The sequence below is a fragment of the Streptomyces sp. NPDC032198 genome, assembly GCF_040636975.1.
Taxonomy (GTDB): Bacteria; Actinomycetota; Actinomycetes; order Streptomycetales; family Streptomycetaceae; genus Streptomyces.
In genome coordinates, this window is sequence record NZ_JBEZVL010000020.1 from 56,015 (window position 1) to 79,700 (window position 23,686).

Annotated in this window: 24 protein-coding genes and 1 pseudogene; 9 read left to right on the plus strand and 16 right to left on the minus strand. The window is 72.9% G+C overall.

Annotated features, from left to right (window positions below; genetic code table 11):
* Positions 1-35: 35 nt before the first annotated feature.
* Positions 36-1,166, minus strand: coding sequence for a DUF6777 domain-containing protein (locus tag AB0E78_RS38555; RefSeq protein WP_361843331.1), 1,131 nt, complete (start codon positions 1,164-1,166; stop codon positions 36-38).
* 263 nt (positions 1,167-1,429) lie between these two features.
* Here AB0E78_RS38555 and AB0E78_RS38560 point away from each other — a divergent pair, with 263 nt between their 5' ends.
* On the plus strand, positions 1,430-2,623 hold the full coding sequence (locus AB0E78_RS38560; RefSeq protein WP_361843573.1) for a streptophobe family protein: 1,194 nt from the start codon (positions 1,430-1,432) through the stop codon (positions 2,621-2,623).
* Here the strand turns inward: AB0E78_RS38560 and AB0E78_RS38565 are convergent.
* The 4 genes and pseudogenes from AB0E78_RS38565 to AB0E78_RS38580 form a co-directional block, all read right to left on the minus strand.
* A complete protein-coding gene (locus AB0E78_RS38565; protein ID WP_361843334.1) occupies positions 2,620-3,615 on the minus strand; it encodes a serine/threonine-protein kinase in 996 nt (331 codons plus the stop codon). The two genes, AB0E78_RS38560 and AB0E78_RS38565, sit on opposite strands and share 4 nt — an antisense overlap.
* 965 nt (positions 3,616-4,580) lie before the next feature.
* Positions 4,581-5,051: pseudogene (locus AB0E78_RS38570) on the minus strand (hypothetical protein); the annotation flags it as partial.
* An 82-nt stretch (positions 5,052-5,133) separates the two neighbouring features.
* Positions 5,134-7,497, minus strand: coding sequence for an FHA domain-containing protein (locus AB0E78_RS38575; protein ID WP_361843337.1), 2,364 nt, complete (start codon positions 7,495-7,497; stop codon positions 5,134-5,136).
* 70 nt (positions 7,498-7,567) lie between these two features.
* Positions 7,568-8,194, minus strand: coding sequence for a YigZ family protein (locus AB0E78_RS38580; protein WP_361843340.1), 627 nt, complete (start codon positions 8,192-8,194; stop codon positions 7,568-7,570).
* A gap of 73 nt (positions 8,195-8,267) precedes the next feature.
* On the opposite strand from AB0E78_RS38580, the gene AB0E78_RS38585 reads away from it, so the two are divergent.
* Complete coding sequence (locus tag AB0E78_RS38585) at positions 8,268-8,975, plus strand: 4'-phosphopantetheinyl transferase superfamily protein (RefSeq protein WP_361843343.1); 708 nt, start codon at positions 8,268-8,270, stop codon at positions 8,973-8,975.
* Here AB0E78_RS38585 and AB0E78_RS38590 read toward each other — a convergent pair.
* The 3 genes from AB0E78_RS38590 to AB0E78_RS38600 all read right to left on the minus strand — a co-directional run bounded on the left by AB0E78_RS38590 (position 8,950) and on the right by AB0E78_RS38600 (position 11,700).
* On the minus strand, positions 8,950-10,578 hold the full coding sequence (locus tag AB0E78_RS38590; protein ID WP_361843346.1) for an amidohydrolase: 1,629 nt from the start codon (positions 10,576-10,578) through the stop codon (positions 8,950-8,952). The two genes, AB0E78_RS38585 and AB0E78_RS38590, sit on opposite strands and share 26 nt — an antisense overlap.
* A gap of 17 nt (positions 10,579-10,595) precedes the next feature.
* Positions 10,596-10,898: a hypothetical protein gene (locus tag AB0E78_RS38595; RefSeq protein WP_361843348.1), complete on the minus strand. Its 303-nt coding sequence runs from the start codon at positions 10,896-10,898 to the stop codon at positions 10,596-10,598.
* 124 nt (positions 10,899-11,022) lie between these two features.
* Positions 11,023-11,700, minus strand: coding sequence for a transcriptional regulator (locus AB0E78_RS38600; protein WP_361843351.1), 678 nt, complete (start codon positions 11,698-11,700; stop codon positions 11,023-11,025).
* Between the two features lie 92 nt (positions 11,701-11,792).
* On the opposite strand from AB0E78_RS38600, the gene AB0E78_RS38605 reads away from it, so the two are divergent.
* A complete protein-coding gene (locus AB0E78_RS38605) occupies positions 11,793-12,248 on the plus strand; it encodes a TerB family tellurite resistance protein (protein ID WP_361843353.1) in 456 nt (151 codons plus the stop codon).
* Between the two features lie 30 nt (positions 12,249-12,278).
* On the opposite strand, the gene AB0E78_RS38610 is transcribed toward AB0E78_RS38605, so the two are convergent.
* Positions 12,279-12,743, minus strand: a complete 465-nt coding sequence (locus AB0E78_RS38610; protein ID WP_361843356.1) for a BlaI/MecI/CopY family transcriptional regulator — start codon at positions 12,741-12,743, stop codon at positions 12,279-12,281.
* Between the two features lie 266 nt (positions 12,744-13,009).
* Between AB0E78_RS38610 and AB0E78_RS38615 the strand changes: the two genes are divergently transcribed.
* The 3 genes from AB0E78_RS38615 to AB0E78_RS38625 all read left to right on the plus strand — a co-directional run bounded on the left by AB0E78_RS38615 (position 13,010) and on the right by AB0E78_RS38625 (position 14,751).
* Entirely contained in the window at positions 13,010-13,585 is a 576-nt protein-coding gene (locus tag AB0E78_RS38615; protein ID WP_361843358.1) for a TerD family protein, read from the plus strand.
* A 125-nt stretch (positions 13,586-13,710) separates the two neighbouring features.
* Positions 13,711-14,115, plus strand: a complete 405-nt coding sequence (locus tag AB0E78_RS38620; RefSeq protein ID WP_361843361.1) for a CoA-binding protein — start codon at positions 13,711-13,713, stop codon at positions 14,113-14,115.
* Positions 14,116-14,136: 21 nt separating this feature from the next.
* On the plus strand, positions 14,137-14,751 hold the full coding sequence (locus AB0E78_RS38625) for a helix-turn-helix domain-containing protein (protein WP_361843364.1): 615 nt from the start codon (positions 14,137-14,139) through the stop codon (positions 14,749-14,751).
* Between the two features lie 80 nt (positions 14,752-14,831).
* Here the strand turns inward: AB0E78_RS38625 and AB0E78_RS38630 are convergent, their stop codons facing one another.
* The 4 genes from AB0E78_RS38630 to AB0E78_RS38645 all read right to left on the minus strand — a co-directional run bounded on the left by AB0E78_RS38630 (position 14,832) and on the right by AB0E78_RS38645 (position 17,565).
* Positions 14,832-15,425: a sigma-70 family RNA polymerase sigma factor gene (locus AB0E78_RS38630; protein ID WP_361843367.1), complete on the minus strand. Its 594-nt coding sequence runs from the start codon at positions 15,423-15,425 to the stop codon at positions 14,832-14,834.
* 181 nt (positions 15,426-15,606) lie between these two features.
* Entirely contained in the window at positions 15,607-16,365 is a 759-nt protein-coding gene (locus AB0E78_RS38635) for a hypothetical protein (protein ID WP_361843370.1), read from the minus strand.
* A 151-nt stretch (positions 16,366-16,516) separates the two neighbouring features.
* Positions 16,517-17,335 carry a DJ-1/PfpI family protein gene (locus tag AB0E78_RS38640; protein ID WP_361843372.1) on the minus strand — a complete coding sequence of 273 codons (819 nt, stop codon included), beginning with the start codon at positions 17,333-17,335 and terminating at the stop codon, positions 16,517-16,519.
* Positions 17,332-17,565 carry a hypothetical protein gene (locus AB0E78_RS38645; protein ID WP_361843375.1) on the minus strand — a complete coding sequence of 78 codons (234 nt, stop codon included), beginning with the start codon at positions 17,563-17,565 and terminating at the stop codon, positions 17,332-17,334. Before AB0E78_RS38645 ends, AB0E78_RS38640 begins: the two co-directional genes overlap by 4 nt.
* A 158-nt stretch (positions 17,566-17,723) precedes the next feature.
* Here AB0E78_RS38645 and AB0E78_RS38650 point away from each other — a divergent pair, with 158 nt between their 5' ends.
* Positions 17,724-19,148: an erythromycin esterase family protein gene (locus tag AB0E78_RS38650; RefSeq protein ID WP_361843378.1), complete on the plus strand. Its 1,425-nt coding sequence runs from the start codon at positions 17,724-17,726 to the stop codon at positions 19,146-19,148.
* 140 nt (positions 19,149-19,288) lie between these two features.
* On the opposite strand, the gene AB0E78_RS38655 is transcribed toward AB0E78_RS38650, so the two are convergent.
* The 3 genes from AB0E78_RS38655 to AB0E78_RS38665 form a co-directional block, all read right to left on the minus strand.
* Positions 19,289-20,089, minus strand: coding sequence for a lysophospholipid acyltransferase family protein (locus AB0E78_RS38655; protein WP_361843379.1), 801 nt, complete (start codon positions 20,087-20,089; stop codon positions 19,289-19,291).
* Complete coding sequence (locus AB0E78_RS38660) at positions 20,086-20,883, minus strand: GNAT family N-acyltransferase (RefSeq protein WP_361843381.1); 798 nt, start codon at positions 20,881-20,883, stop codon at positions 20,086-20,088. The genes AB0E78_RS38655 and AB0E78_RS38660 overlap by 4 nt, the downstream gene beginning before the upstream one ends.
* Before the next feature lie 70 nt (positions 20,884-20,953).
* Positions 20,954-21,097, minus strand: a complete 144-nt coding sequence (locus AB0E78_RS38665) for a hypothetical protein (RefSeq protein WP_361843384.1) — start codon at positions 21,095-21,097, stop codon at positions 20,954-20,956.
* 248 nt (positions 21,098-21,345) lie between these two features.
* On the opposite strand from AB0E78_RS38665, the gene AB0E78_RS38670 reads away from it, so the two are divergent.
* Positions 21,346-22,002 (plus strand): response regulator transcription factor, encoded by a 657-nt coding sequence (locus tag AB0E78_RS38670; RefSeq protein WP_361843386.1) that lies wholly within the window; start codon positions 21,346-21,348, stop codon positions 22,000-22,002.
* Positions 22,003-22,096: 94 nt separating this feature from the next.
* Positions 22,097-23,635, plus strand: coding sequence for a histidine kinase (locus tag AB0E78_RS38675; RefSeq protein WP_361843389.1), 1,539 nt, complete (start codon positions 22,097-22,099; stop codon positions 23,633-23,635).
* The last annotated feature ends 51 nt before the right edge of the window (positions 23,636-23,686 follow it).

A 23,686-nucleotide genomic window follows, 5' to 3' on the forward strand; every position in this document is an offset into this window, starting at 1 on the left:
CTGTCGGCACCTGCTCGATCACGAACCTCGATCTGTCACGGAGAGGACTGCGGCTGCGCGGACTGCGACGCGGGCGGCTGCTCCTGTTCCGTGGACGGCGGCGGCGACGCGGACGAGGAGGCGGGCGGGGAGGAGGGTTCGCCGGAGGAAGGGGATGCGGAGGGGGACGAAGGGGACGCGGAGGAGGATTCGGGCGGGGAGGTCGAGGTGGAGGGGGAGGGCTGGTGCGCGGGCGGCCGGGTCTTCGTGTCCCCGGTGCCGGTGTCGCCCTTGTCACGTTCGAACCAGTCGCCGCTCTCGGGGTCGTACATGACGAACACATTCACGGTCCGGGCGGCGGGTGCGACGACCACGACGTTCGATGACCGGTAGCCGGGCCAGGCGCCACCCGTCCGCTTCGGGGAGCTCTGTGCGACAGGGGGCAGCAGCGGATTGCCGCAGGCGCAGCGCACGCGCGGCACGCCGCGGTCGTCGACGAGTACGGCGGTCCCGGCCTGCAGGACGGCCTGATAGGCGGTGGGGGCGCCGTCGCGGTAGCCGTGGTTGGTGACGCGGGTGTCCATGCGCAGCTGTACGGGGGTGAGGGCCCGCAGGTACGCGGGGACGGCGGAGGCGTCGATGTCGAGGACCGATGCGAACGCCTTGTTCTTCGCCGGGTCCTTCCGCAGGGCGGCGACCTGCTTCTCCACGTCGCAGCTGCCGACCTTGCGCGTCCCGCCGTAGAGGCCGGGAGCGGCGCCGTCGACGCCGCGCGTCACGTTGGCCGACGCCGAGGAGCTCGGCAGGGCGCTCGGGGACGGCGGTGTGGAGTCGTCCCGGGCCGTCGACTCGGTGAAGGGGTCAGGTCCTTGCTTCCCCGCGGGCTGGAGGGCGACCTCGCCGCCGGATTTCGAGGTGCCGTCGGGCCGCGTGAGGACGACGGTCAGCACCACCGCGGCCACGAGCACGAGGGAGATCGCCGCCACCCGCGGCGCCGACTTCCACCAGGGGCGGTCGGGCTTCTCCGGGCCCTCGCCGGAGCCGCCTCCGGGGCTCGCGCCGCCCGGCGGGCCCGGTGAGTCCGGCGGAGGGCTCGGGGGGCCACTCGGGGGACCGCCCTGCGGGCCGGAGAGCGGGCCGGACGGGGGTCCTGTGGGGCGTCCTGACGACGGCGGTTCGGCGCTCACGAAGACTTCTTCCCTGGGGAGGGGATCCACGACGCGAAGACCGTTCACACATGCTTTCCTGCGATCTGCACGCCTTGTTCCGTTACGCGCCTATTGTGTGTCCCGCTTCCCGGGAGCCCGCAAGCCGACGCGGTCGGCCCTCCCGAGGGGCGGACCGCCCCGGTGCTGCTTAGCGTGACAACGTGAGCGACCAGACACGGCCCACGCGGGCCCCCCACGGCTGGATCCACGCCTTGCTGGCCGTGCTCGCCGCGCTGCTGGCCATGGCCGTCGTCGCCGCGCTCGGCCTGTGGGCCGCCGGAGCCGCGGATCTGCCGGGCGGTGCGTTTCCCGCCGTCGTCGCGGCCGTCGTCGTCATGGCGGTCGGCGGTTCCGTCGGGCTCTCCGGCGACGCCGGGGCGATCGCCGAGACGGACGCGGGGCTCTCGGTGCTCCCCCTCTCGGTCACCCTGGCCGGAGCGCTGGTGATCGCCGCCGGGTTCCTCAGGCCGCTGCGGCACCGCGCTGTCGCCGACACCAGGGAACTGGCCGGATGGGCCGCGCGGATCGCGGTGCTGTGGGTGCTGCTCCTCGTCGGCCTCGGCCTGCTGGCCCGCCACCGGTTCACGATCGGGCTCGGCGAGGGGACCGCGGCCGACATCGGCGATGCCCTTGGCGCGTCGCCCGAGGTCGGCTTCGAGACGGATGTGCCGCTGACCATCCTCTTCGGGCTGCTGTGGCTCACGGGTGTGCTCGCCGTGGCGCTGCTGGTCTCGCGCGGAGCCCCGCTGCCGGGCCGCTTGCTGCGCTTCCAGGAGTCGGTGCGTCCCGCCGCGTACGCCATGGTGGTGCTGCTGCTCGCGTACGTGGCCCTGGGGCTCGTCACCGGCGTGATCGTGGCGGTGACCCGGGGGCATGCCGCCGAGACGCTCGCGGTGCTGCTGCTCGGGCTGCCCAATCTCGTCTGGCTCGCCTTCACCCTCGGGCTCGGCGGATCCTGGGAGGGCCGCGTGGACGGGCCGTTCGGGCTGCCCATGCCGAAGGTCCTCGGCGACGTGCTGCGCACCCCGGACGACTCCACGCTGAACCTGCACACGCTCTCCGAACACGACGGGCGGGTGTGGTGGCTCCTTGCCGTCGCGGCGGTCCTCGTCCTGGGGGCCGCGTTCCTGATGGCGGCACGCTCACCCGCCCGGATGCGGGCCTGGCAGCACGCCGTGCACATGGCGGTGGCGCTGGCCCTCACGGTGCTGGCCGTCTGCCTGCTCGCCCGCGTCTCCGCCCACTACGGCCTGTCGCTCCTGGGCATCGGGGACCTGGGCGGCGGCCTGTCCGGCCGCGTGAAGCTGGACCCGAAGCTGGGGACCGCGCTGATCCTGGCCGTGGCGTGGGGTCTGGTCACCGGTTTCATCGGCGGTCTGCTGGCGCGGCGGGTCCACCGGCGCGGCGAGGTGGAGCGGGACGGTCCACGTTCCTAGCCGGGCAGCCGCCGGAAGACGGGCCGGGCCCAGTCGGGCGGCTCCGGGGGGCTGCCCGTCTCCGCCGCTGCTCCGACGACCCGGAGGTCCACCTGGGTGGGGGCATGCCCTTCGGCGCTTCCCGTGGCCGCGGCGCGCAGGGCGGCCACGAATTCGAGGCAGGAGCCGTAGCGGTCCTCGGGGCTCTTGGCGAGGGCCTTCGCCAGGACGCCGTCGAGGGCGGCGGGGACTTCGGGACGCGTCTCCGTGAGGCGGGGCGGCTGGTCGTACTGATGGGCCCAGAGCAGTGCCATGTCGTCGTCGCGCTGGAAGGGCGGCCCGCCGGCCATGGTCTCGTGGACGACGCAGGCGAGGCTGTAGACGTCGCACCGGCCGTCCACGGGACGTCCCGAGATCTGCTCCGGAGCCACGTAGTCGAGGGTCCCGACGAACTGGCCCACGGTCGTGAAGCCGGTCAGCGAGAGCGACTTCTTCGTCAGACCGAAGTCCGTGAGGTAGACGTGCTCCGGGTGGTCGCTGTCCGTGCCCTTGGCCACGAGGATGTTGCCGGGTTTGACGTCGCGGTGCACCAGGCCGTGGTCGTGGGCCGCGTCGAGCGCGGAGGCGACCTGCGCGGCGATGCGGAGGGCGGCGCCCACGGGGAGCGGGCCCGAGTCGTCGAGCAGGTGCCGCAGGTCGAGCCCGGGGACGTACCGCATGGCGATGTAGAGCACACCGTCGGTCTCGCCCGCCTCGAAGACCGGCACGATGTGCGGGTGCTCGATCGCGGCGGCCACGCGTGACTCGTGCGTGAAGCGCTGCCGAAAGGTGTCGTTGCGCGCGAGCTCGGGGGCGAGCAGCTTCAGCGCCACGGTCCGCTCCAGCCGCAGATCCTTGGCCCGGTAGACGACGGCCATCCCGCCCCGTCCGATCTCATCCTCGACCCGGTACCCCGCGATCTGCTTCCCGACCAAGGCGGACGGCCGCCCGGAGTAACCACTCGAACCACCCACCGCCGCCTCACCCCCCGGCACACTCCCCATCACCCGTCACCGCCCCGGTCGACCGTGAAAGGCGGGATACGACGGGTGGGCTCTCCGGCGGACGAATCGCGACCGGGGCCGTCGGGCTGCGCGACGGGGATCTGGGCGGGGCCTTCTCGGGACGCGTCTCCGGGGTCGGGCACGGACTCGACGACCTGGGTCGGCTGCGGACCTCCGGTGCCGTTCGGGACCACGGGCCCCGCGCTCGCGGCCGGCTCCCGGTGGGTGGGGGTGTCGGCGGCCCGGGGCTCGGACGGGCTCGCTCCGGTGACCACCACCTGGGTTGCTTCCGAGCCTCCGGTGCCGTCCGGAACCGGGCTCCCAGCATTCGTGGGCGACTCCCGGTGGATGGAGGCTGCGTGGGGCTCGGACGAGTTCGTTGGGGGATCCACCACCTGGGTCGCTTCCGGGCCTCCGGTGCCGTCGGGAACCAATCCCCCGGCGCTCGCGGCCGACTCCCGGCGGGTGAGGGCGTCGCCCTCCGCGACCTGAGCCCCGGACGGGCTCGTTGCGGGGTCCACCACCTGAGTCGGCTGCGGGCCTCCCGCGCCGTCCGGAGCCAGACCCCCGGCGCTCACGGCCGGGTCCCGGTGCGTGGGGGTGTCGGCGTCCGCAGCCTGGGGATCGGATGGACTCGTTACGCGTGCTTCCGGGCCTCCCGCGCCGTCCGGAGCCATGCGCCCGGCGGTCGCGGCCGGATCCCGGTGCGTGGGGGTGTCGGCGTCCGCGGGCTGGGGATCGGACTGGCTCGTTGCGGGAACCACCTGGGTTGGTTCCGGGCCCCCGGCGCCGTCCGGAACCTGGCTCCCCGCGCTCGCGGGCGGCTCCCGGTGCGTGGGGGTGTCGGCATCCGCGGACTGGGGCGTTGCGGGTGCCGGCTGTCTCGGGGTCGGGCCCCCGGCCGGTCCGTCTCCGTGGGCGCTCGGGGGCTTGGCCGCCGCGTACGTGCTCAGGTGGGTTCCGTCGCAGTAGACCCAGCGTTCGTGTTCCGCGTCGTAGAGCCATATCGACTCGCCGTCCACGATCACGCCCACCCGCAAGCCCCGCGTCCGGCCGCGGAAGGACTCGGCGTCGGTGTCGCCGGATGCCAGTTGCCCGGTCGCGTGACGGTAGCGGCTCAGTGCCTCCTCCGTCCGGGCGAGGAGCGGGGCCGGGTCCGCCGTGCGGGTCAGGGGGTGGCTCGCCGCGGGCGGGTCGGCCGGGACGGCGATCAGGAGGCGGCCGTCGACCCAGGCCGACCAGTCGTTCGCGCAGACGATCCTCGCCCAGTCGCCCAGCCGGTCCACCAACTGGACGGGCAGCAGCGCGTCCAGCGGTGCCGTCGGGCGGTTCACGTCCGGCGCCTCCCAGGCGGGCAGCCCGTCCTGGGGGACGACATGTGTGGGGCGGAAGTCCGCGGTCGTCATCTGTTCAGCTCCTGCTCCTCGGCTCTTCCCGGCACCCGGCACCCGGCACCCGGCGCAAAGCGCGCTCAGCGTCCAGCTCCCGCTACTTCCGCATCACCGCGGGCTCATGCCGTCTCAGCAGCCTCGCGACCACGTAACCGAACACGACCGAAAGGGCCACCAGCATGCCCATGTTGAGCAGCCACACCCCCGCGGAGTGCCGGAACAGCGGATCGGCGGTCAGCTCCCCCGGCACGATCCTGCCGAGGCCGATGGTCCCCGCCATCGCGCCCAGCGCCCATCGGGAGGGCACGAGCCACGCCAACTGCTCCACCCCGGGCACCCCGTGGAGTTTCAGGAGCGCCCCGCAGAACACCACCTGCACGATGGCAAGCAGCACGAGCAGCGGCATCGTCACCTCTTCCTTGCGCACGAGCGCCGAGACCAGGAGCCCGAGCATCATGGCCGTGAACGCCAGCAGGGCCACCGCCACGGTGATCTCTACCAGGGGTGGCAGCAACACCCCCTCACCGCCCGGCGGGTTGAGGTCGACGCCGAGCAGCGCCACCAAGGTCAGTACGACGGCCTGCAGGACGGTGATCGTGCCGAGTACGACGACCTTGGACATCAGGTACGCGGATCTGGAGAGCCCCACGGCGCGTTCGCGCCGGTAGATGACCCGCTCCTTGACCAGTTCCCGCACGGCGTTGGCCGCGCCGGTCAGGACTCCGCCCACGCACAGAATCAGCAGCGCGTTCATCGCCGTCTCCTGCGTCAGCCTGCTCCCGGCCAGCGCGCGGGCCATGGCGCCCATCACGAACGGCAGCGCGATCATGATCGCGAGGAACGTCCGGTCGGCGCCGAGGGCAGCCGCGTACCGCCGCACCAGCGTCCGCAGCTGGGATCCCCAGCTCTGCGCCTTCGGCGGCGGGGCGAACGCGGCGACCGGACCCGCGGCGCCCTGCGGCAGGGGCGGCTGCGCCGAGGAGTTGACGATGTACTGCTGGTGGAACGGCGAGCTCCGGTACTCCCCCGCCCAGTCCCGGTCGCGGTCCCCCTCGAAGGCCTCGAACGCCTCGGGCCACTCTTCGAAGCCGAAGAACGGGAGCGCGTCCCGCGGCGGCCCGTAGTAGGCGATCCGGCCGCCCGCGGCGAGCACGAGCAGCCGGTCGCACCCGTCGAGGCTGAGCACGCTGTGCGTGACGACGATGACCGTACGGCCGTCGTCGGCGAGACCGCGCAGCATGTGCATCACGGAGCGGTCCATGCCGGGATCGAGTCCGGACGTCGGTTCGTCGAGGAAGAGCAGGGACGGCTTCGTCAGGAGTTCGAGGGCGACGCTCACGCGCTTGCGCTGTCCGCCGGAGAGGCTGTGGATGGGCTGGTCGACGCGCTGTTCGAGGCCGAGTTCGCGGATGACCTCGTCGACCCTGGCCCGGCGTTCCGCCTTCTCGGTGTCCTGGGGGAAGCGCAGTTCGGCGGCGTATCCGAGGGCCCGGCGCACGGTGAGCTGCGCGTGCAGGATGTCGTCCTGCGGCACGAGGCCGATGCGCTGCCGGAGTTCGGCGTAGTCGCGGTAGAGGTCGCGGCCGTCGTAGAGGACCGTGCCGTCGTCGGCGGGGCGCAGGCCGGTGAGGGCGTTGAGGAGGGTGGACTTCCCGGCGCCGCTGGGGCCGACCACGGCGAGCAGGCACTTCTCGCCGACGGGGAAGGAGATCCGGTCGAGGAGCGTCTTGCGGCCCCGGTCGACGGCGACCGTCAGCTCCTGCACGTCGAGCGACACCTCGCCGGTGTCGACATACTCCTGGAGCTGGTCACCGACGAGGCAGTACGCCCGGTGGCCCACGCCGACGATGTCCCCGGACGCGACCGGGGCACGGCCGACGGGCTGGCCGTTGAGGTAGGTCCCGTTGTGGCTGCCGAGGTCGACGATCTCGTACGTGCCGTCCGCGAGGACCCGCAGTTCGGCGTGGCGGCGTGAAACGACCAGGTCGTCGATGACCAGGTCGTTGTCGGCGGCACGGCCGATGCGGACGGTACGGGTGGGCAGCGGGCGCACGGTCGTCGGCTGCCGGAAGGTGCCGGTGGCCGAGGGCGTGCGGACGACCGAGGGCCGCTCGGGAGCGGCGGGGGCGGGCGGAGGAGGTGCGCGGCCCACGAGCACCGCGCGCGGGCCGTCCGCGACGCTGCCGAACCGCAGCACGCTGCCCGGGCCGACGCCCCGCTCCTGGACGCGCTGCCCGTCGGCGTAGGTGCCGTTCGTGCTGTGCTCGTCCTCGATCGTCCAGTGGTCGAGCTCGGCGTGCAGGACGGCGTGGTGCCACGAGACACGGGCGTCGTCGATGACGATGTCGCTCAATGGATCGCGCCCGACGTGATAGTCCCGGCTCGGACTCATCACCGTGGAGCCGGTGTCGGTCTCAAGGACGAGTTCGGGCGCAGTCGGCGCTACAGGCCGCTCTCCCATGCTCGAATTCTACCCATTTGCGGGCATCTACGCCTGGGCGGGGGCGCCGGGCCCGGGCGCCCACCCAGCATCAGGCATCCCCGTAAGCCTCTCCGCCGAGCTCGAACACCGCACTGCCCGCGGTCGCGTCCGCCAGCCAGGCCGTGAAGCCCTCGACGTCGGCGTCGGGAAGGCCGATCTCGATGGTCACCTCGTCCCCGTACCGCACGTCACGCACCGCGCGCCCCGCCGACCGCAGATCGTTCTGGATCTTGCCTGCGCGCTGGTGGTCGACCGTGACCGTGGCGAGCCTGAAGCGCCTGCGGGTCAGCGTGCCGACCGCGTCGAGCGCCTCGCCGACCGCGCCTCCGTAGGCCCTGATCAGCCCGCCGGCGCCGAGCTTGACTCCTCCGTAGTAGCGGGTCACGACGGCGACGACGTACCGCATGTCGCGGCGCAGCAGCATCTGGAGCATCGGCACACCGGCGGTGCCGCCGGGCTCCCCGTCGTCGCTCGCCTTCTGGACCCCCGCGTCGGCCCCGATGACGTACGCGAAGCAGTTGTGCGAGGCGGACGGGTGCTCCTTGCGGATGCGCGCGACGAAGTCCTGGGCCTCCGCCTCGGTGGCCGCAGGCGCGAGGGCGCACAGGAAGCGCGAGCGGTTGATCTCGGTCTCGTGCACGGCCTCGCGGGCCACTGTGCGGTACTCGTCGTGCATCACGCCAGGGTAGGCCCCCGTTCAGGGCGCGACCCCGGTACGGTGATCCGTTGTGACGACACCCTCGAATCCCGTGCACCAAGTCCCCGGCGGTACCGACGTGTTGGCGTCGCTGCTCGGCGCCGCGCCCGTCAGCGTCGCGGAGACCCGCGCCGACCCGGCCGATCCCTTCCTGTTTCCCGAGGAGATGGATGCCGTGGCGCGGGCCGTGGACAAGCGGCGCACCGAGTTCGCCACGGTCCGGCAGTGCGCCCGCGCGGCCCTGGCCGAGCTCGACGTGCCGCCCGTGCCGATCCTGCCGGGGCCCAAGGGTGCGCCGCGGTGGCCCGACGGCATCGTCGGCAGCATGACGCACTGTGCGGGCTACCGCGCCGCCGTCGTGGCCCGCGCCTCCGCCGTCACGTCCATCGGCATCGACGCGGAGCCGGCCGCTCCGCTCGCCGATGCCGACGTCCTGCGGCTGGTCTCGGACGAGACGGAACGCGCGTCCCTCGCCGAACTGGGCATCCGGCATCCGGACGTCCCCTGGGACCGGCTGCTCTTCAGCGCCAAGGAGTCCGTCTACAAGACGTGGTTCCCGCTCATGGGCAGCTGGCTCGGCTTCGAGGACGCGCGGGTGACACTCGCCCCGGACGGCACGTTCACCGCGGCGCTCCTCGTCCCCGGCCCTGTGGTGGCGGGGCGCGAGGTCACGGGCTTCGCGGGCAACTGGCTCATACGGGACGGCATAGCGGTCACCGCCATCGTTCTGCCCCTCACTCCTCTCCCGGCCGGTACGTAGGAACTCCGCCGAGCCAGGTGCCGAGCACCCGCACCTGCCGGATGGCCATCGGGTCCACGGTGCGCGGATCCGCGGAGAGCCGGACCAGGTCCGCGGGCGCCCCCGGCACGAGTGCGAGGCGGTCGTCCGCGCCCGCCTGGTGGGCGACACCGCTGGTGGCCGCGGCAAGCGCCTGCTCCACGGTGAGCCGCTGGTGCGGGGTCCAGCCGGCCTCCGGCTCCCCGTCGAACGTACGCCTGGTGACGGCGACCTGGATGCCATCCAGCGGCTCGTACGAGCTGACGGGCCAGTCGCTGCCGAAGGAGAGCCGCGCCCCGTCGCGTGCCAACTCCCCCATCGGATACTGCCGGTCGGACCGTTCGGCGCCGATCCGCGGCATCGACAGATCGGTCTGCAGCGGGTCGGGCTGCGCCCACAGGGGCTCGAAGTTGGCGATGACGCCGAGTGCGGCGAAGCGCGGCAGGTCGTCCGGGTCGACGAGCTGCACATGGGTGATCACCGGCCGCCGGTCCCAGGCCGGATTGGCGAGGACCGCGGCTTCCACCGCGTCGAGCGCGGCCCGTACGCCCGCGTCGCCGATGGCGTGGATGTGCGTCCGGAAGCCGTCGGCGTCGAAGGCGCACACCGCTTCGGCGAGCGCGTGCGGCTCCCACACGGGCATGCCGCAGCTGTGCGGCGCGTCCAGATAGGGGTCGAGCAGGGCGGCCGTACCGCCCTCGATCACGCCGTCGCTGAAGTACTTCACCGTGCCCGCGGACAGCAGCGGCCCGCCCTCGGCGGTCACACGCCCGCGCGTCGCGTCGAACTGCTTGCGCTGTTCGCGCCAGCGGTCGGGGTCGGCGCGCTGGGCCAGGTCGACGCGGACACTCAGCGCGTCGTGCCGGACCGCCGCGAGATAGGCCTCCGCCATCTCCGGCTCCACCCAGGCATCCTGTACCCAGGTGATGCCCGCTCGCGCGTACGCCCGGCCCGCGCGGCGCACGGCCTCGACCAGTTCGGCCTCCTCGCGTGCGGGCACCTGGTCGAGCACGAGGTCGCAGGCGTGCCATTCACGCAGGGTGCCCATCGGTGAGCCGTCGGGGCGCCGGACGATCCAGCCGAGGCGCGGGTCGGGCGTCGAGTCCCGTACGCCGGCCCGGCGCAGCGCCTCCGAGTTGCACCACACCGTGTGGTAGTCGTGGGCGCGCAGCACGACGGGCCGTTCCGTCACCGCCGCGTCCAGCCACCGGGCGTCGAAATCGCCGTCGGGCGCGAGCGCGGGGTCGTAGGACGCGCCGACGATCCACTGCGCGTCCGGGTGCGCTTCGGCCCACCGCCCGACCTCCGCGACGATCGCGTCGACCGATGCGAGGTCCTTGATCTGCGGGCCGAAGCTCTCCAACCCTCCGAAGAGGGGGTGGGCGTGGCCGTCGCCGAAGGCGGAAAGGAGCAGCCCGTCCCCCAACTCGACGACCTCGTCCGCCACTTCGGCCAGTGCGCGGGCCTCGTCCCCGAGCGCGACGACACGTCCGTCGCGCACGGCGAGTGCCGTGGTGTCCCCGTGGATGTCGCTTCCCGTACGGACCGCCCCCAGGAAGACCCGCGTCGCCGTCTCGTCCGCCATGCTGTCCCGCCCCTCCGTCACACGCTCTCCGCGTCCACTGTCGTCAGCCGTTCGTACGCCCCCGGCGCACGCCGCCGGATCCGCAGGGCCAGCGCCGCCCCCGCCACGAACAGCACGGGCAGCGGCGCGATGAGCGGCGCGTTGACGCCGCCCGAAGCGCCCGTCAGGAGATCGAGGTTGGCACACACCAGGGCGATCAGTACGGCCAGGCCGGCGCACGCGGTCAGCGGGGCCGCGACCACCCGCCAGGCGGGCATCCCCCTGCGGTCGCGCCGGAAGAATCCGTACACCGCGAGCGCGGCGAGCGCCTGCATCAGCATCACGCCGAGGATGCCGGATGGCGGCCTTTCTTGAGCCGGTGCCTGGCGTCTGAGGTGGTCAGGGGGTAGCGGGGGCGCGCCCGGGGGGATGTTGGGGGCGTGCGGAGGCAGGCAGGGGTGGTGGTCAGAGGCCGCGCGCCGGGTTGGCGAGCGTCTCCCAGAACATCGCCTCGTAGCGTTGCAGGAGTTTCCCGTAGCGCAAGGCTGACCCGGTCACGTCGAGGCCCCGGTCCATGCCCGCGCGCACCGCGGCGAGTGCCTGCCGCTCCAGGTCGGGCGCGGGCTCGGCGAAGAAGGCGAAGAATCCGCAGGCCTCTGCGCTGAAGCCGTAGTGCGTCGGCAGCGCGTCGGCGAGCGTCTCGCAATAGGCGCCCCAGGAGGCGAAGTTGGCGGTCAGGGCGAGGACCGCGTCGGCGGGCGAGCCGTTCAGGGCGAGCCAGGCCACGTACGCCGGATAGGCCTGGCAGCCCGCGCGCGGCTCGTACGCGTCGGCGTCCGTCTTGCCCACGCCGCACGCCTCGACCAGGGCGCCGAGCCGGTCGAGGGCGAGCGTCTCGCCCTCGGCGAGGGTGCGGAAGAAGGCGTCGCACTCGGCCTCTCCCGCATCGGCCGAGCGCTGGGCCAGGTGCAGGAAGGAGCGGCGGTCGGCCGGGATCACAGAGCGCTGCTCCAGAGCGAGAGCGGTGATCACGGAAGGGTTCGCGGTGCCGTCCGCGAGGCGCGGGACGAGCGGATTGGCCGCCGGATCGGGCGCGAGCCGTGCCACCACTCCGTCGAGCAGCTCCTGTGCGGTCCGTGTCATCGTCCGTCCTCCCTGCGTTCGGCGGAACTTCTCGACCCGCCTGCTAGTTTCTACACTGCTGTAGAAACTAGAAACCAACGTACGGAGCTCTCATGGCCCTGTGGGACCGCGTCAAGGAATCCGCATCGACGATGCAGACCCAGCTCATGGCGAAGAAGAACGACCTCAAGAGCGGCGCCTTCCGCGACTCCAGTATGGCGATGTGTGCCCTCGTGGCGGCCGCGGACGGCACGATCGATCCGTCCGAACGGCAGCGCGTGGCCCAGCTCATCGCGACCAACGAGGTGCTGCAGAACTTTCCCGCCGACGACCTGCGGCGCCGCTTCGACGACTACCTCGACAAGCTGACCGCGGACTTCGCGTTCGGCAAGGTCAGCGTGTTGCAGGAGGTCGCCAAGGCGAAGAAGAAGCCCGCCGAGGCGCGTGCCGTGGTGCAGATCGGCATCGTCATCGGCGGCGCGGACGGCGACTTCGACGCGACGGAGCGGGCCGTCGTACGGGAGGCGTGCTTCGCGCTGGACCTGCCGCCGCACGAGTTCGACCTCTGATTTTCGAACTGCGACGCGGGCGTCAGGCCCTTATCGGGGCGGGCGCCAGGCCTCTTGCGGGGCGGGCGGGGCCACTTGAGGGGCGGGCGGGGCCACTTGAGGGTGCCGCCCGCCCCCGAGAAGCCCGCGCAGCATCCGCTCGTCGTCGGGCGACAGCGTGGTGACGAAGCTGGCGAGCACGGCCCCGCGGTCGCTCTCGCCGTCGAGCACCTTGCGCATCCGCAGCGCGGCGAGGCCCGCCTCGTCCGCCGCCGAGCTCCAGAGGAAGGAGCGACCCGCGCGTTCGCGCGTGACGGTGCTCTTGGCGAGCAGCCGGGTCAGGATCGTCATCACCGTGGTGTACGCGAGATCTCCGCCGATACGTTCCTGCACCCAGGCCGCGTTCACCGGGCCGGGCGCGCCGTGCAGCGCCGTGAGCACCTGTGCCTCCAACTCGCCCTGCGCGCGCCGCCGGAGGCGGGGGCGCTGCCGCGCTTCGCGTTCATACCGCTCCACGCCCGCACCTCTCCTGCCGCGACGGCTCTCGCGACCGCACTCCCGACGGCACTCCCGGCGGCGCTGTTGACGGCCCTGTTGACGGCGCCCTTGACGGCGCCCTTGACGGCGCCCTTGACGGCTCGTCGAGGAGCGCCACATCGTAACGGGACGCGGTAGCGGGGGACGCCACCCCAGCCACCACCATTTCTACAGTGCTGTAGATTTTACGTTCCGGCCCTGACCACGGCCGGTACGCATTCACCTCAGGACTTCAGGAGGACATCGTGGGAGTTTCCCTGGCCAAGGGCGGCAATGTCTCGCTCAGCAAGGAGGCCCCCGGCCTCACCGCCGTCCTGGTCGGCCTGGGCTGGGACGTCCGCACGACCACCGGCACGGACTACGACCTGGACGCCAGCGCACTGCTCTGCGACGACTCGGGGAAGGTCGTCTCCGACCAGCACTTCATCTTCTACAACCAGCTCAAGAGCCCCGACGGCTCGGTCGAGCACACCGGCGACAACCTCACGGGTGAGGGCGAGGGCGACGACGAGGCCGTGAAGGTGAACCTCGCCGCGGTCCCGGCCACGATCACGAAGATCGTCTTCCCTGTCTCCATCCACGACGCCGAGAACCGCGGCCAGAGCTTCGGCCAGGTCCGCAACGCCTTCATCCGCGTGGTCAACCAGGCCGACAACGCGGAGATCGCCCGCTATGACCTCTCCGAGGACGCCTCGACCGAGACCGCCATGGTCTTCGGCGAGCTCTACCGGCACGGCACGGAGTGGAAATTCCGTGCGGTCGGCCAGGGTTATGCGAGTGGGCTGCGCGGCATCGCGTCGGACTTCGGCGTCAACGTCTGACGTACGAGCTGACGTCCGTGTCTGACATAGGTGCGTCTGACGTACGTGTCTGACGTACGTGTCTGACGTACCGGTCTGACACAGACGCGCAGTCATCCGACCACCAGCGGCAGAAGGAGCGGGACGTGTACGGCGATCCGGCAACAGTGCGCAAGATCCTTACGGAACTCGGGGACACCTGGGCGGTCGTGGGCCTGTCCACGAACGAGGAGCGAGCGGCGTACGGGGTCGCGGGCGTCCTGCAGCGCTACGGAAAGCGGATCGTCCCGATCCATCCGAAGGCGGAGACGGTGCACGGCGAGAAGGGCTATCCGTCCCTCTCCGCCGTGCCCTTCAAGATCGACGTCGTCGACGTCTTCCTCAACAGCGCCCTAGCGGGCCAGGCCGCCGAGGAAGCCGTCGCGATCGGGGCGCAGGCGGTGTGGTTCCAGCTGGGCGTCATCGATGAGGCGGCGTTCGAGCGGACGCGGGCCGCGGGCCTGGACATGGTGATGGACCGCTGCCCAGCGATCGAACTCCCCATGCTGTAAGGCTCCAAGGGGGCGACGCTCATGCCAGGGGGCAGGCCGGCCCACCAGGACCGCCGGCACATCGGCGCGGGCCTCGCCGAGGGGCTCGGGTATGCCGAGATCGCCCGGCGCATCGACAGGCCGACATCGACCGTCAGCCGCGAGGTGTCGCGCAACGGCGGGCCCGGGGGATACCGCGTCGACCACGCCCACCTCGCCACCGTCCTGTCCGTCCTATCCGTCCTGTCCGTCCTGCGCGAGAACGCGCGCCGGGCGGGGCGGCACCGCGAGGCGCTGGGCCACGGGCGGCGTGCCCTCACCCTCGCCGAGCAGGCCGGGCGGCCCACCGGCACCGCGTTCGAGCGCGCCAGCCTCGCCGAGCTGCATCTGCTGCTCGGCGAGGCCCATCTGCTGTTCGGCGAGGCCGAGGAGGCGGAGCAGCTGGCGGGGGCGGCCGTCGGGCTCGCCGAGCCGTTCGGCGGCACGGTCCTCGCCTTCGCCCTCACGGCGCTGGCCCGGGTGCGGACGGCCGCCGACCCGGACCGCGCCCACGTCCTCCTCGACCGGGCCGAGCGCTGCGCCGCCGAGGACGGGCACCGCCAAGCCGTGGACGAGATGCGGGCGGCGCGCGCGGAGCCGGCCGCCCGAGCCGGCTGACGGCCGCCCGGCAGCACAAGCCGGACGGCCGGGCAGCACAGCGGCCGAGTGGCCGAGCAGTCGAGCGGCCGGTCAGCGTGTCAGGCCGCGGCGCCCACCAGCGCCGGGCGTTCGGCCTCCCGCAGCCGCTCCATCAGAGCGATGCGGGCCCGCGCCACCCGCGAGCGGACCGTGCCCACCGGACAGCCGGTGAGCAGCGCGGCCTCCGCATAGGGCAGCCCGAGGAGTTGGGTGAGGACGAAGGCCTCACGCCGTTCGTCGGGCAGCGTCGCCAGCAGGTCGGCGAGGACCACGCCGTCGTCGAAGCCCGGCAGACCCCTCGGCTGGGCCCGCTCCGCGGCCGACTGCCAGTCGTCCGTGTCGCAGAGGCGGGGCCTGGCCGCGGCGTGCCGCAGGCTGTCGATCACCGCGCGCCGGGCGATGGACAGCAGCCACGTACGGGCGGACGAGCGCCCTTCGAAACGGTGCAGGCTGCCGAGGGCCCGCAGGAACGTGTCCTGCGTCAGGTCGTCGGCGGCCTGCGGGTCGCCGCCGAGGTACGTCACGTACCGGCGGACGTCCCGGTGCAGGGCGCGTACGAAATGCTCGACCGCTTCGGGGTCTCCGGCGCGGGCGGCGAGCGCCCAGGCCGTTATCGACTCGTCGGGTGAGCTGGGCAGGGCAGGAATGATCACCTGGTGTCCTTCTCGGTAATCCGGTAACCCGGAGATCCGGGCCCCGGACACACCCTGCGTTCGCAGGTGCGTCCGGCGGTCCGGTGAGGGGGGTACGGCCGCGCGCGAGTGCGTACGGCCGATGCCCGAGCCGTCGGGACGCGCGACGTGGCGCGCGGGAACGGCGTCGGGGAACCAGCTGTCAGGCGACAGCGGTCCCGGCGGGCGGACCCCGAGAAGTGATGGCGTGCACGAGGAGCAACTGCCGCGGCCGGCCCGCCGAAGGGCGGCGGTGGGGCCGGATGCGGGGCCGGTGCGCGGGCGTGGGCAGAGCGAGAGGTACCCGCAGCGGGGCGACGAGCCACCCGGCGAAGGCGCGCGCGACGCGGAAGGCCGCGCGTTCGCCGTGCGCGAGCCAGAGGCCGCAGAGGAGCGCGGCGAGAAGGTGGGCGGCGAGCATGCCGGCCGGCGACATGCCGCCCATGTCGTGGCCGCCGCCCATGTGATCCATGTGCTCCATGGAAGAGGCCATCGACGACGTGGGCATGGCGGGCATGGGCGTCGCTCCCGACCCGGGCACAGACGCCGACATGGCCGAGCCCTGGCCCCTCCCCATGGCCCCCATGGAGTCGGGTCCCATGGGAGCGGCGCAGAGCATGTGCTGCACCCAGCGCCGCACCAGCGGCACCCCGCCCGCGGGCCGCGCGGCGGCCTGGGCCAGGGAGAACCCCGAGTGCAGCGCGGCCTGGGCGGCCACCGCGAGGGAGACGACCAGGGGCAGTCCCCGCTCGCGCCCGGCCAGCAGCCACGCCGTGCCGCCGACGCCGGCGGCTCCGGCACCCAGCGTCCACCAGGGCACCGGAGTCCCCGACATCAGCACGTGGCCCAGGGCAGCGAGCAGCACACAGGCGGCCGCGAACACCGCAGCCCGTACCGCGCGAGAACACCACCCAGCAGTCATGGCGGGGCCATCCTTGCATTCGCGCCACTCGTTTCACGGACGGGTACGCGAAATGAACCCGGACCGCTCAGCCCCACCGGACATGTGAGCCACGGCACATCGACCCGCGGGAACTGGGCGGCCCTCCACCCCGACCCCTGAGGGGGAAGAACTAGCGCGCGGAGTCCGCGAGCAGCTTCAGCGCCAGGGCCTCCGTCTCCGCGTCGGCCTTCTCGGGGCTGCCCGTGTCGTACGGCGGGTCCGGGTCGTACTCGACGGCCAGCTGCATCGCCATGGCGACCTTCTCGTCGGCGAGGCGGGACGCGAGGTGCAGGCCCATGTCGATGCCCGCGGAGACACCCGCCGCCGTGATGATCTTCCCGGTCTCGACGAAACGCCCCGGGGTGTACACGGCGCCGACCTTCTCCAGGTACGGGCGCGACGCCCAGTAGGTGGTGGCCGGGAGTCCCCGGAGCAGTCCCGCCGAGCCGAGGATCAGGGAGCCGGTGCAGACCGAGGTGGTCCACGTGGAGTGGCGGTGGATGCGGCGGATCCACCGGTGGGCGTCGGTGTCCTCCATCATCGCCATCACCCCGCGGTCGCCGCCGCCGGGCACGAGCAGTACGTCGGCCCGGGTGATGTCACGCATGGTCCGCTCGGCCACCAGCGCCAGTTCGCCGGTGTCGGTACGGACCGGGCCCGCCTTCCGGGCGACCGTCGTCACGCGGACGCCCGGCACGCGGCAGAGCACTTCGTACGGCCCGACAGCGTCGAGGGCGGTGAATCCGTCGTAGAGCAGCAGGGCGACACTCAGCGAACTCGTGTCCCCCTCGCCCCGCCCGGTGTCCCGTCCGGGAGCGTCACGGTCCGCCGCGTACGCCGACTGGTCCGAGGCGGCGGCGAGTCCGGCCGCGCCCAGCGTCCCGGCCACCGCACCCCGCAGCAGCCGGCGGCGGCCCTCTCCGATCCCGGTTTCTCCGGACCCGTTCATCGGTCGCCTCCGGAATGCATGTCGTCCATGTCGCCACCGGAGTGCATGTCCTGCATGTCACCGCCGGGATCCTTGTGGGTGTCCAAGTCCGTCTCCGTCTCCGTCTCGGTGCGCTGTGTGCCGGGTGCGGCCGGTCCGACGGCCGCACCCACGGCGTACGACACCGCGAAGATCACCGCCAGCAACGCGAGGAACCCGCAGAGCAGGGGCAGTTGGGTGCGGTCGCGCATGGCCGCTCTCCTGACACTCGTGAACCGATGCTCGTGAACGCCACAGCGCGGAACCGTCGCGCCCGCGCCAGTTCAGGAGTCGGCCGCGGAGGGGCCCGAGTTCCCGTGCCGCACGCGGCACTTGACCTCAATCACGCTTCAGGTACGAGCCTTCGCTCATGAACCGGACAGCAGAAGCAACCACCGAAGCAATCACCGAAGCGGCAGCCGACTGGCTGGACCGGCACGCCCACCCCCTCGACGCATCTGATCCCCTCGGCGAGTTGGAGGATCTGCGCCCGCTCGCCGACGCGGTGGCGGGTGCCGGGATCGTCGCGCTCGGCGTGGGGTCCCGCGCCACGCATGAACTGTCCGTCGTCCAGCACCGGATGCTGCGGTTCCTGGTCGAGGAGCAGGGGTTCCGTTCGCTCGTCCTCGAAGGGGAGGACCCGGCGCGGCTCGGCCTCGACGCGTACGTCCTGACCGGGGCGGGCGACCCCGAAGCCCTGCTCTCCGAAGCCCGCTCCTTCCTGCGGACCGGGGAGATCCTCGACGTGCTGCGCTGGATGCGCGGCCACAACGAACGCAATCCGCACGACCCCGTCCAACTGGCCGCGCTCCCCTTGCGGTCGTTGCCGCCCGGTGGCGGCCTCGCGGAGGTCGAGCGGGCCCTGGCCGACGACACGATCCGGTGGTACGAGGGCACCCGGCAGAAGACCGTCTACTGGGGCGGCCTCACCCACACGGCGGTCGGCAATCCCCGGACGGTGTCCTCGCCCGACGCCCAGACACACCGCAACGCGGGCGGTTACCTGCGTGAGCACATCGGCGACGGCTACGCCTCCATCGGGCTGACCTTCCACCACGGCACGCAGTACCCGGTGCCGCCGGCGGACTTCGCCGAAGCGATGCTCGGCGCGACCGATCTGCCCGCCTACTTCCTGGGACCTGCGCGCGGGGCGCCCCGCACCCGTGGACGCCTGGCTCGGCGCCCCCGCAAGGACCCTGCTCGTCGGCCCCTTCTACGACGCCCGCGAGGACGCGGACCACCACCTGTCGGGCGGTTCCCTCGCGGAGTGGTTCGACGCCGTGGCGCACGTCCGCGAGGTGACGCCGGTCAGAGCTCTGACGGACACCGCCCGCCGGGGGTGACCTGGCGTACGCGCAGTCTGCGGACCGCCTCGGCTCCGGCGACGACCACCAGCGCCAGGGCGAAGGCGAGCCCGAGGCCCTTCACCGGCTGGTCGCCGAAGCTCGCCCCGCCGACCAGCCCGACGGCGGTACTGCTGACCGCCCACAGCCCTGCCCCCGCCGCGTCCAGGGCGACGAAGCGGCGGAAGGGGAAGCCCATGGTGCCGGTGGACAAGGCGGCCACCACGCGACCGCCGGGCAGGAAGCGCGCCGCGACCACCAGGGCCACGGCGTGCCGTTCGGCCACCCGCGGCCCCACTCGTAGCGCCTGCCCCGCTCGCCCCGCATCAGGCGGGTCACCGCCCGTGGTCCGAGCCACCGGCCCACGCCGTGGCCGAGACAGTCGCCGCACAGCGCACCCGCCGCCGCGACGGCGGCGAGCAGGGCGAGGCACGGGAGTTCGGGGCCGATGAGCACGGCCACCATCACGACGGTCGTCTCGCTCGGCATCAGGGGCAGCAGCGCGTCCAGGGCGGCCACGAGGAAGACGATCAGCCAGAGCCAGGGCGAGTCGAGTCGGGCCTGGAGCAGGTCGGCCAGGCGGCCGAGCAGCTCAGACATGCGCGGGCATCTCATGGGCCCCGACGGCCGCTTGGGCCTCGGCGGCCAGCTCGCGGCGGTCCGAGCGGCGCAGCGAGGCGTGCGGGGTAACCCGCACGGTCAGTCCCCGGGCGCGGGCCACACGGTGCAGCGAGGCCCCGAAGGTCTCGTCGCCGAGGAAGGCGGCCGTGGTGCTGCGGACGCCGTGCTGGTAGTAGCGGATGGTCACCGGGCGTACGGGGGCGCCCGCGTCGGCCGCCGCCTGGAAGGTGGCCCGTCGGAAGCGGCCACCGGCCACGGAACACCAGGTCGTGGCCTGCGGGAAGACGAGGACGGAGTGGCCCGAGCGCAGGGTCGAAGACAACTCGTCCACTACGTGCGGCAGTTGACGCAGTTCGTCGCGGTCGATGAACTGGGACCCGGCCCGCCGGGCGAGCGAGCCGATGACCGGCCACCGGCCCACCTCCCGCTTGGCGAGGACCGTCACCGGTTCGACGGCGAGGAGGCTGACGACATCGAGCCAGGAGATGTGATTGGCGACGATCAGGGTGCCGGGACGGGAACCGGTCACCGTCAGCCGCTCCGGCCCCGCCTCGAGGCGTACGCCCAGCGCGCCCAGGATGCCCCGGGCCCGCGCCCGCAGCGCGCGCGGTTCGGCGAGCCGCTCACCCTGCGCCACGCCGATGCCGATCTCGTACGCCAACGCGGCGTACCGGCGGGCCAGTTCGGCCGGTGAGACCTCCGGCGCCGAGGGGGTGACGCAGGCGGGGGTGCACAACACCGCCGGGGCTGCCGGGGCCGCCGTGGGGCTCATTGCGTGTCCCCGAGGAAGTAGCGGCGGTAGCGGTCGCCGAGCCGGTCCATGTCGAGGAGGACGAAGAAGTCTGCCACGTCGAACTCGGGGTCGTGCGTGGGCGCCCCGCACATCCACGCGCCGAGGCGGAGATACCCCCTCAGGAGCGGCGGCAGATCGGCATAGGAGGGCCGCTCGACCGGCGGCGCGGTGGGCACCCAGGGGCGCCGGGGCTGCACCCGCAGCTCGGGCGGCGACGCGTGCTTGGACGTGCCGAGCAGCCAGGCGCTGGACGCCGCCCTGCCGCCGTCGGACAGCGGCACCGAGGCGCAGCCCGCGAGGTAGCGGTGGCCGGAGAGCAGGACGTAGCGGGCGAGCGCCGACCACATCAGGTTGATCACGGCACCGGAGCGGTGGTCGGGGTGCACGCAGGAGCGGCCCGTCTCGATCGTGGAGGACCGCAGCCCTTCCAGCGCGCGCAGGTCGAACTCGCTGTCGGAGTAGGACCGCTCGGCCCGGCCGGGCGGGAGCAGCCGGTAGGTGCCGACGACCTCACCGGTGGAGGTGTCCGTGACGATCAGGTGGTCCACGAGGTCGTCGAAGGCGTCCATGTCGTGGCCGGGCAGGGAGGTGTGGAGCGTGGCGCCCATCTCCTCGCCGAAGACGCGGTACCGCAGCCGCTGGGCGGCCCGGATCTGCTCCTCGGAGTCGGCGATGGAGGTGACGTACAAGCTGGAGACGGCGGGACTGGAGGCGGCGGGAGCGGAGGACGTCGAGGAGGGGGGCATCAGAGAGGAAGCGGATGTCGAGGGCATGACAGATCTGGTCTCCGTTCGGGGAGGGGCGGTCTTGGGCGGAGGAGGGCGGAGAAGGGCGGAGGAGGTCTCAGGCGTCGCGGCGCCTGAGGATCACCATGGCCAGAGTCAGGGAGGCGGCCGTCCAGGCCGCGAGGAGCAGCACGAACAGCACGGTGCTGGCCCCGGCTGAACTGCGCACGATGGCCGCGAGGCCGATGGTCAGGACCCTCATGAGCATCAGATGAACGGCGATCGCAAACACCCGGCCCGCCCCTTGTACGAAGTCGGCCCGACGCGGGGTGCTCCGGGCGTGAGCATCGCCCCCACCTCCTCCAAGTCCCTCTCGGTGCCCGCGTCTTCGGTGGCACGGGCGGTCACAAGAGGGACGCTACGAAGCGGTGCGGGCGGGGGCAGGGGACCTTGGTCAGCGCCTGCCCCCGACTTTCGTAAGGTCCCCGGCGGCCGGGGTAGCGTGCTCGCATGATCCGAGTGCTGCTTGCCGACGACGAGGCGATGATCAGGGCCGGGGTGCGGGCGATCCTCGGCACCGCCGAGGGCATCGAGGTCGTCGCCGAGGCGGCCGACGGGCGCGAGGCGATCGATCTGGCGCTCGGGCACCGCCCCGACGTGTGCCTCCTCGACATCCGCATGCCCCGGCTCGACGGCCTCCAGGCGGCGGCCGAACTGCACAAAGTGGCCCCCGGCACGGCGGTGGCGATGCTCACCACGTTCTCCGAGGACGAGTACATCGCGAGCGCGCTCGGCTCGGGAGCGGCCGGATTCCTCCTCAAGTCAGGCAATCCGCGCGAGCTGATCGCCGGGGTGCAGGCCGTCGCCGAGGGCGGCGCGTACCTCTCCCCGTCGATCGCGCGGCGGGTCATCTCCCACCTCGGCGCGGGGCAGCTCGGCAAGCAGGCCACCGCGCGGGCCCGCACCGACGCACTGACGGCGCGCGAGCGCGAGGTGCTCGCGCTGGTCGGGGCCGGTCTGTCGAACGCGGAGATCGCCGGGCGGCTGCACGTCGTCGAGGGCACGGTGAAGGCGTACGTCAGCCAGGTCCTGGCCCGCCTCGGCTTCAAGAACCGGGTACAGGCCGCGATCCTCGCGTACGAGGCGGGACTCGTCGGCGAGGAGTGAGCTCTGCGGAACGCGCCACGGAGGCAAGGGTTCCCGGGTGATCCCCTACTTTCGTGGGGCGCGCGGGACGGGCATGATCGGCGATGCTGAGCCGATGCGCGGCATACACGGCTGGCTTCCCCGGCTCTTCGACATCGGGCTGTGGCTCGTGGTGTGCGCGCCACCGGTCTCGCTCGCCCTCGGACTGGACGGACGTGACGCGGTCGTGGCGGCCGTGGGTGTCCCGCTGCTCGGGGGCGCCGTGGCGTTCAGCAGGCGGTGGCCGCTCGTCGCGCTCGCCGTGCCCGTGGCCCTGAGCCTGATGACGGACCCGGAGATGCTGACGCCCGTGTACTGGGCGGCCCTCGCCGTCCTCGGGTACCTCGCCGGCAGCCGTACGATCGCGGTGCGCCCCGCGCTGTGGTTCTTCGGGGCGGCAGCCGTGGCCGGGCTCGTGCTCTGCGCGCTCGTGTCGAACGATCTGTGGGGCTGGCCCACGATGCTCCTGACGCTGCTCATCGGCGTGGTGCTGCCCTGGCTGCTCGGCCGGTACCGCCGTCAGTACGCCGACCTGATGGCCACCGGCTGGCGGCTCGCCGAGCGCATGGAGCACGAGCAGCAGGCCGTGGCCGACCGCACCCGGATCCGTGAACGGGCCAGGATCGCGGGCGACATGCACGATTCGCTCGGCCACGACCTGACGCTCATCGCCGTCCGGGCGGCCGTCCTTGAGGTCGATCCCACCCTCGACGCCCGCCAGCAGGCGGCCGTCGGCGAGCTGCGCGAGGCGGCGGGCGCGGCGACCGAACGGCTCCGGGAGATCATCGGCGTGCTCCGGGCCGACGACGATGTGCCACCGCGCGCGCCGTCGGAGGAGAGCGCGGACACCGTGGTCGAACGCGCCCGGGCCTCCGGCGTCGAGGTCACACTCGAACGGTCGGGGGCCACGGAGTACCTGCCGCCGATGGTCGGGCTCGCCGTCCACCGCGTGCTCCAGGAGTCCCTGACGAACGCCGCCAAGCACGCGCCCGGAGCGGCGGCCCGGGTCCGCCTCACGCGGGACGGCGACACGCTGCGCCTGACGGTGGTGAACGACCGGGCCCCGGCGGGCCGCCTGCCCGGAGTGGCATCGGGCGGCAGCGGACTCGTGGGCCTCGACGAACGGGTACGCCTGGCGGGCGGCACGCTGCGCGCGGGCCCCACGGACGACGGCGGCTTCGAGGTGAGTGCCGAACTCCCCGCGGCGGGGGCCGCCCCGCGCGCCGTCGGCACACCCCGGCCGACCACGTCCGCCCGTGAACTGGAGCAGGCCAGGCGGCAGATCAGACGGCGGCTCGCCCAGGCGGTCCTGGCCCCGCTCGCGGTCCTCGCCGGAATCCTGCTGCTCATGATCCCCCTCAGCCTGATCAGCTCCGTCTTCTCCGTCCTCGACCGGGAGGTGTACGACGGCCTGACGGCCGGTGAGCCGCGCGACGAGGTGGAGTCCCGGCTGCCGGACTTCACCCGGGACGGCCCGCCGGACGGCGCGCCCGCGACGCCGCGCGGCCAGGACTGCGCGTACTTCAGCACACGCTTCATGTCGGCCGACGGCTACCGCCTCTGCTTCGCCGACGGGCGGCTCGTGTCCAAGTCGGTGGTGGGCGACGGCGAATGATGGGGCGTCCCGTGTGACCGTACAGACTCAGGCAACACCCGCGAACGAAAG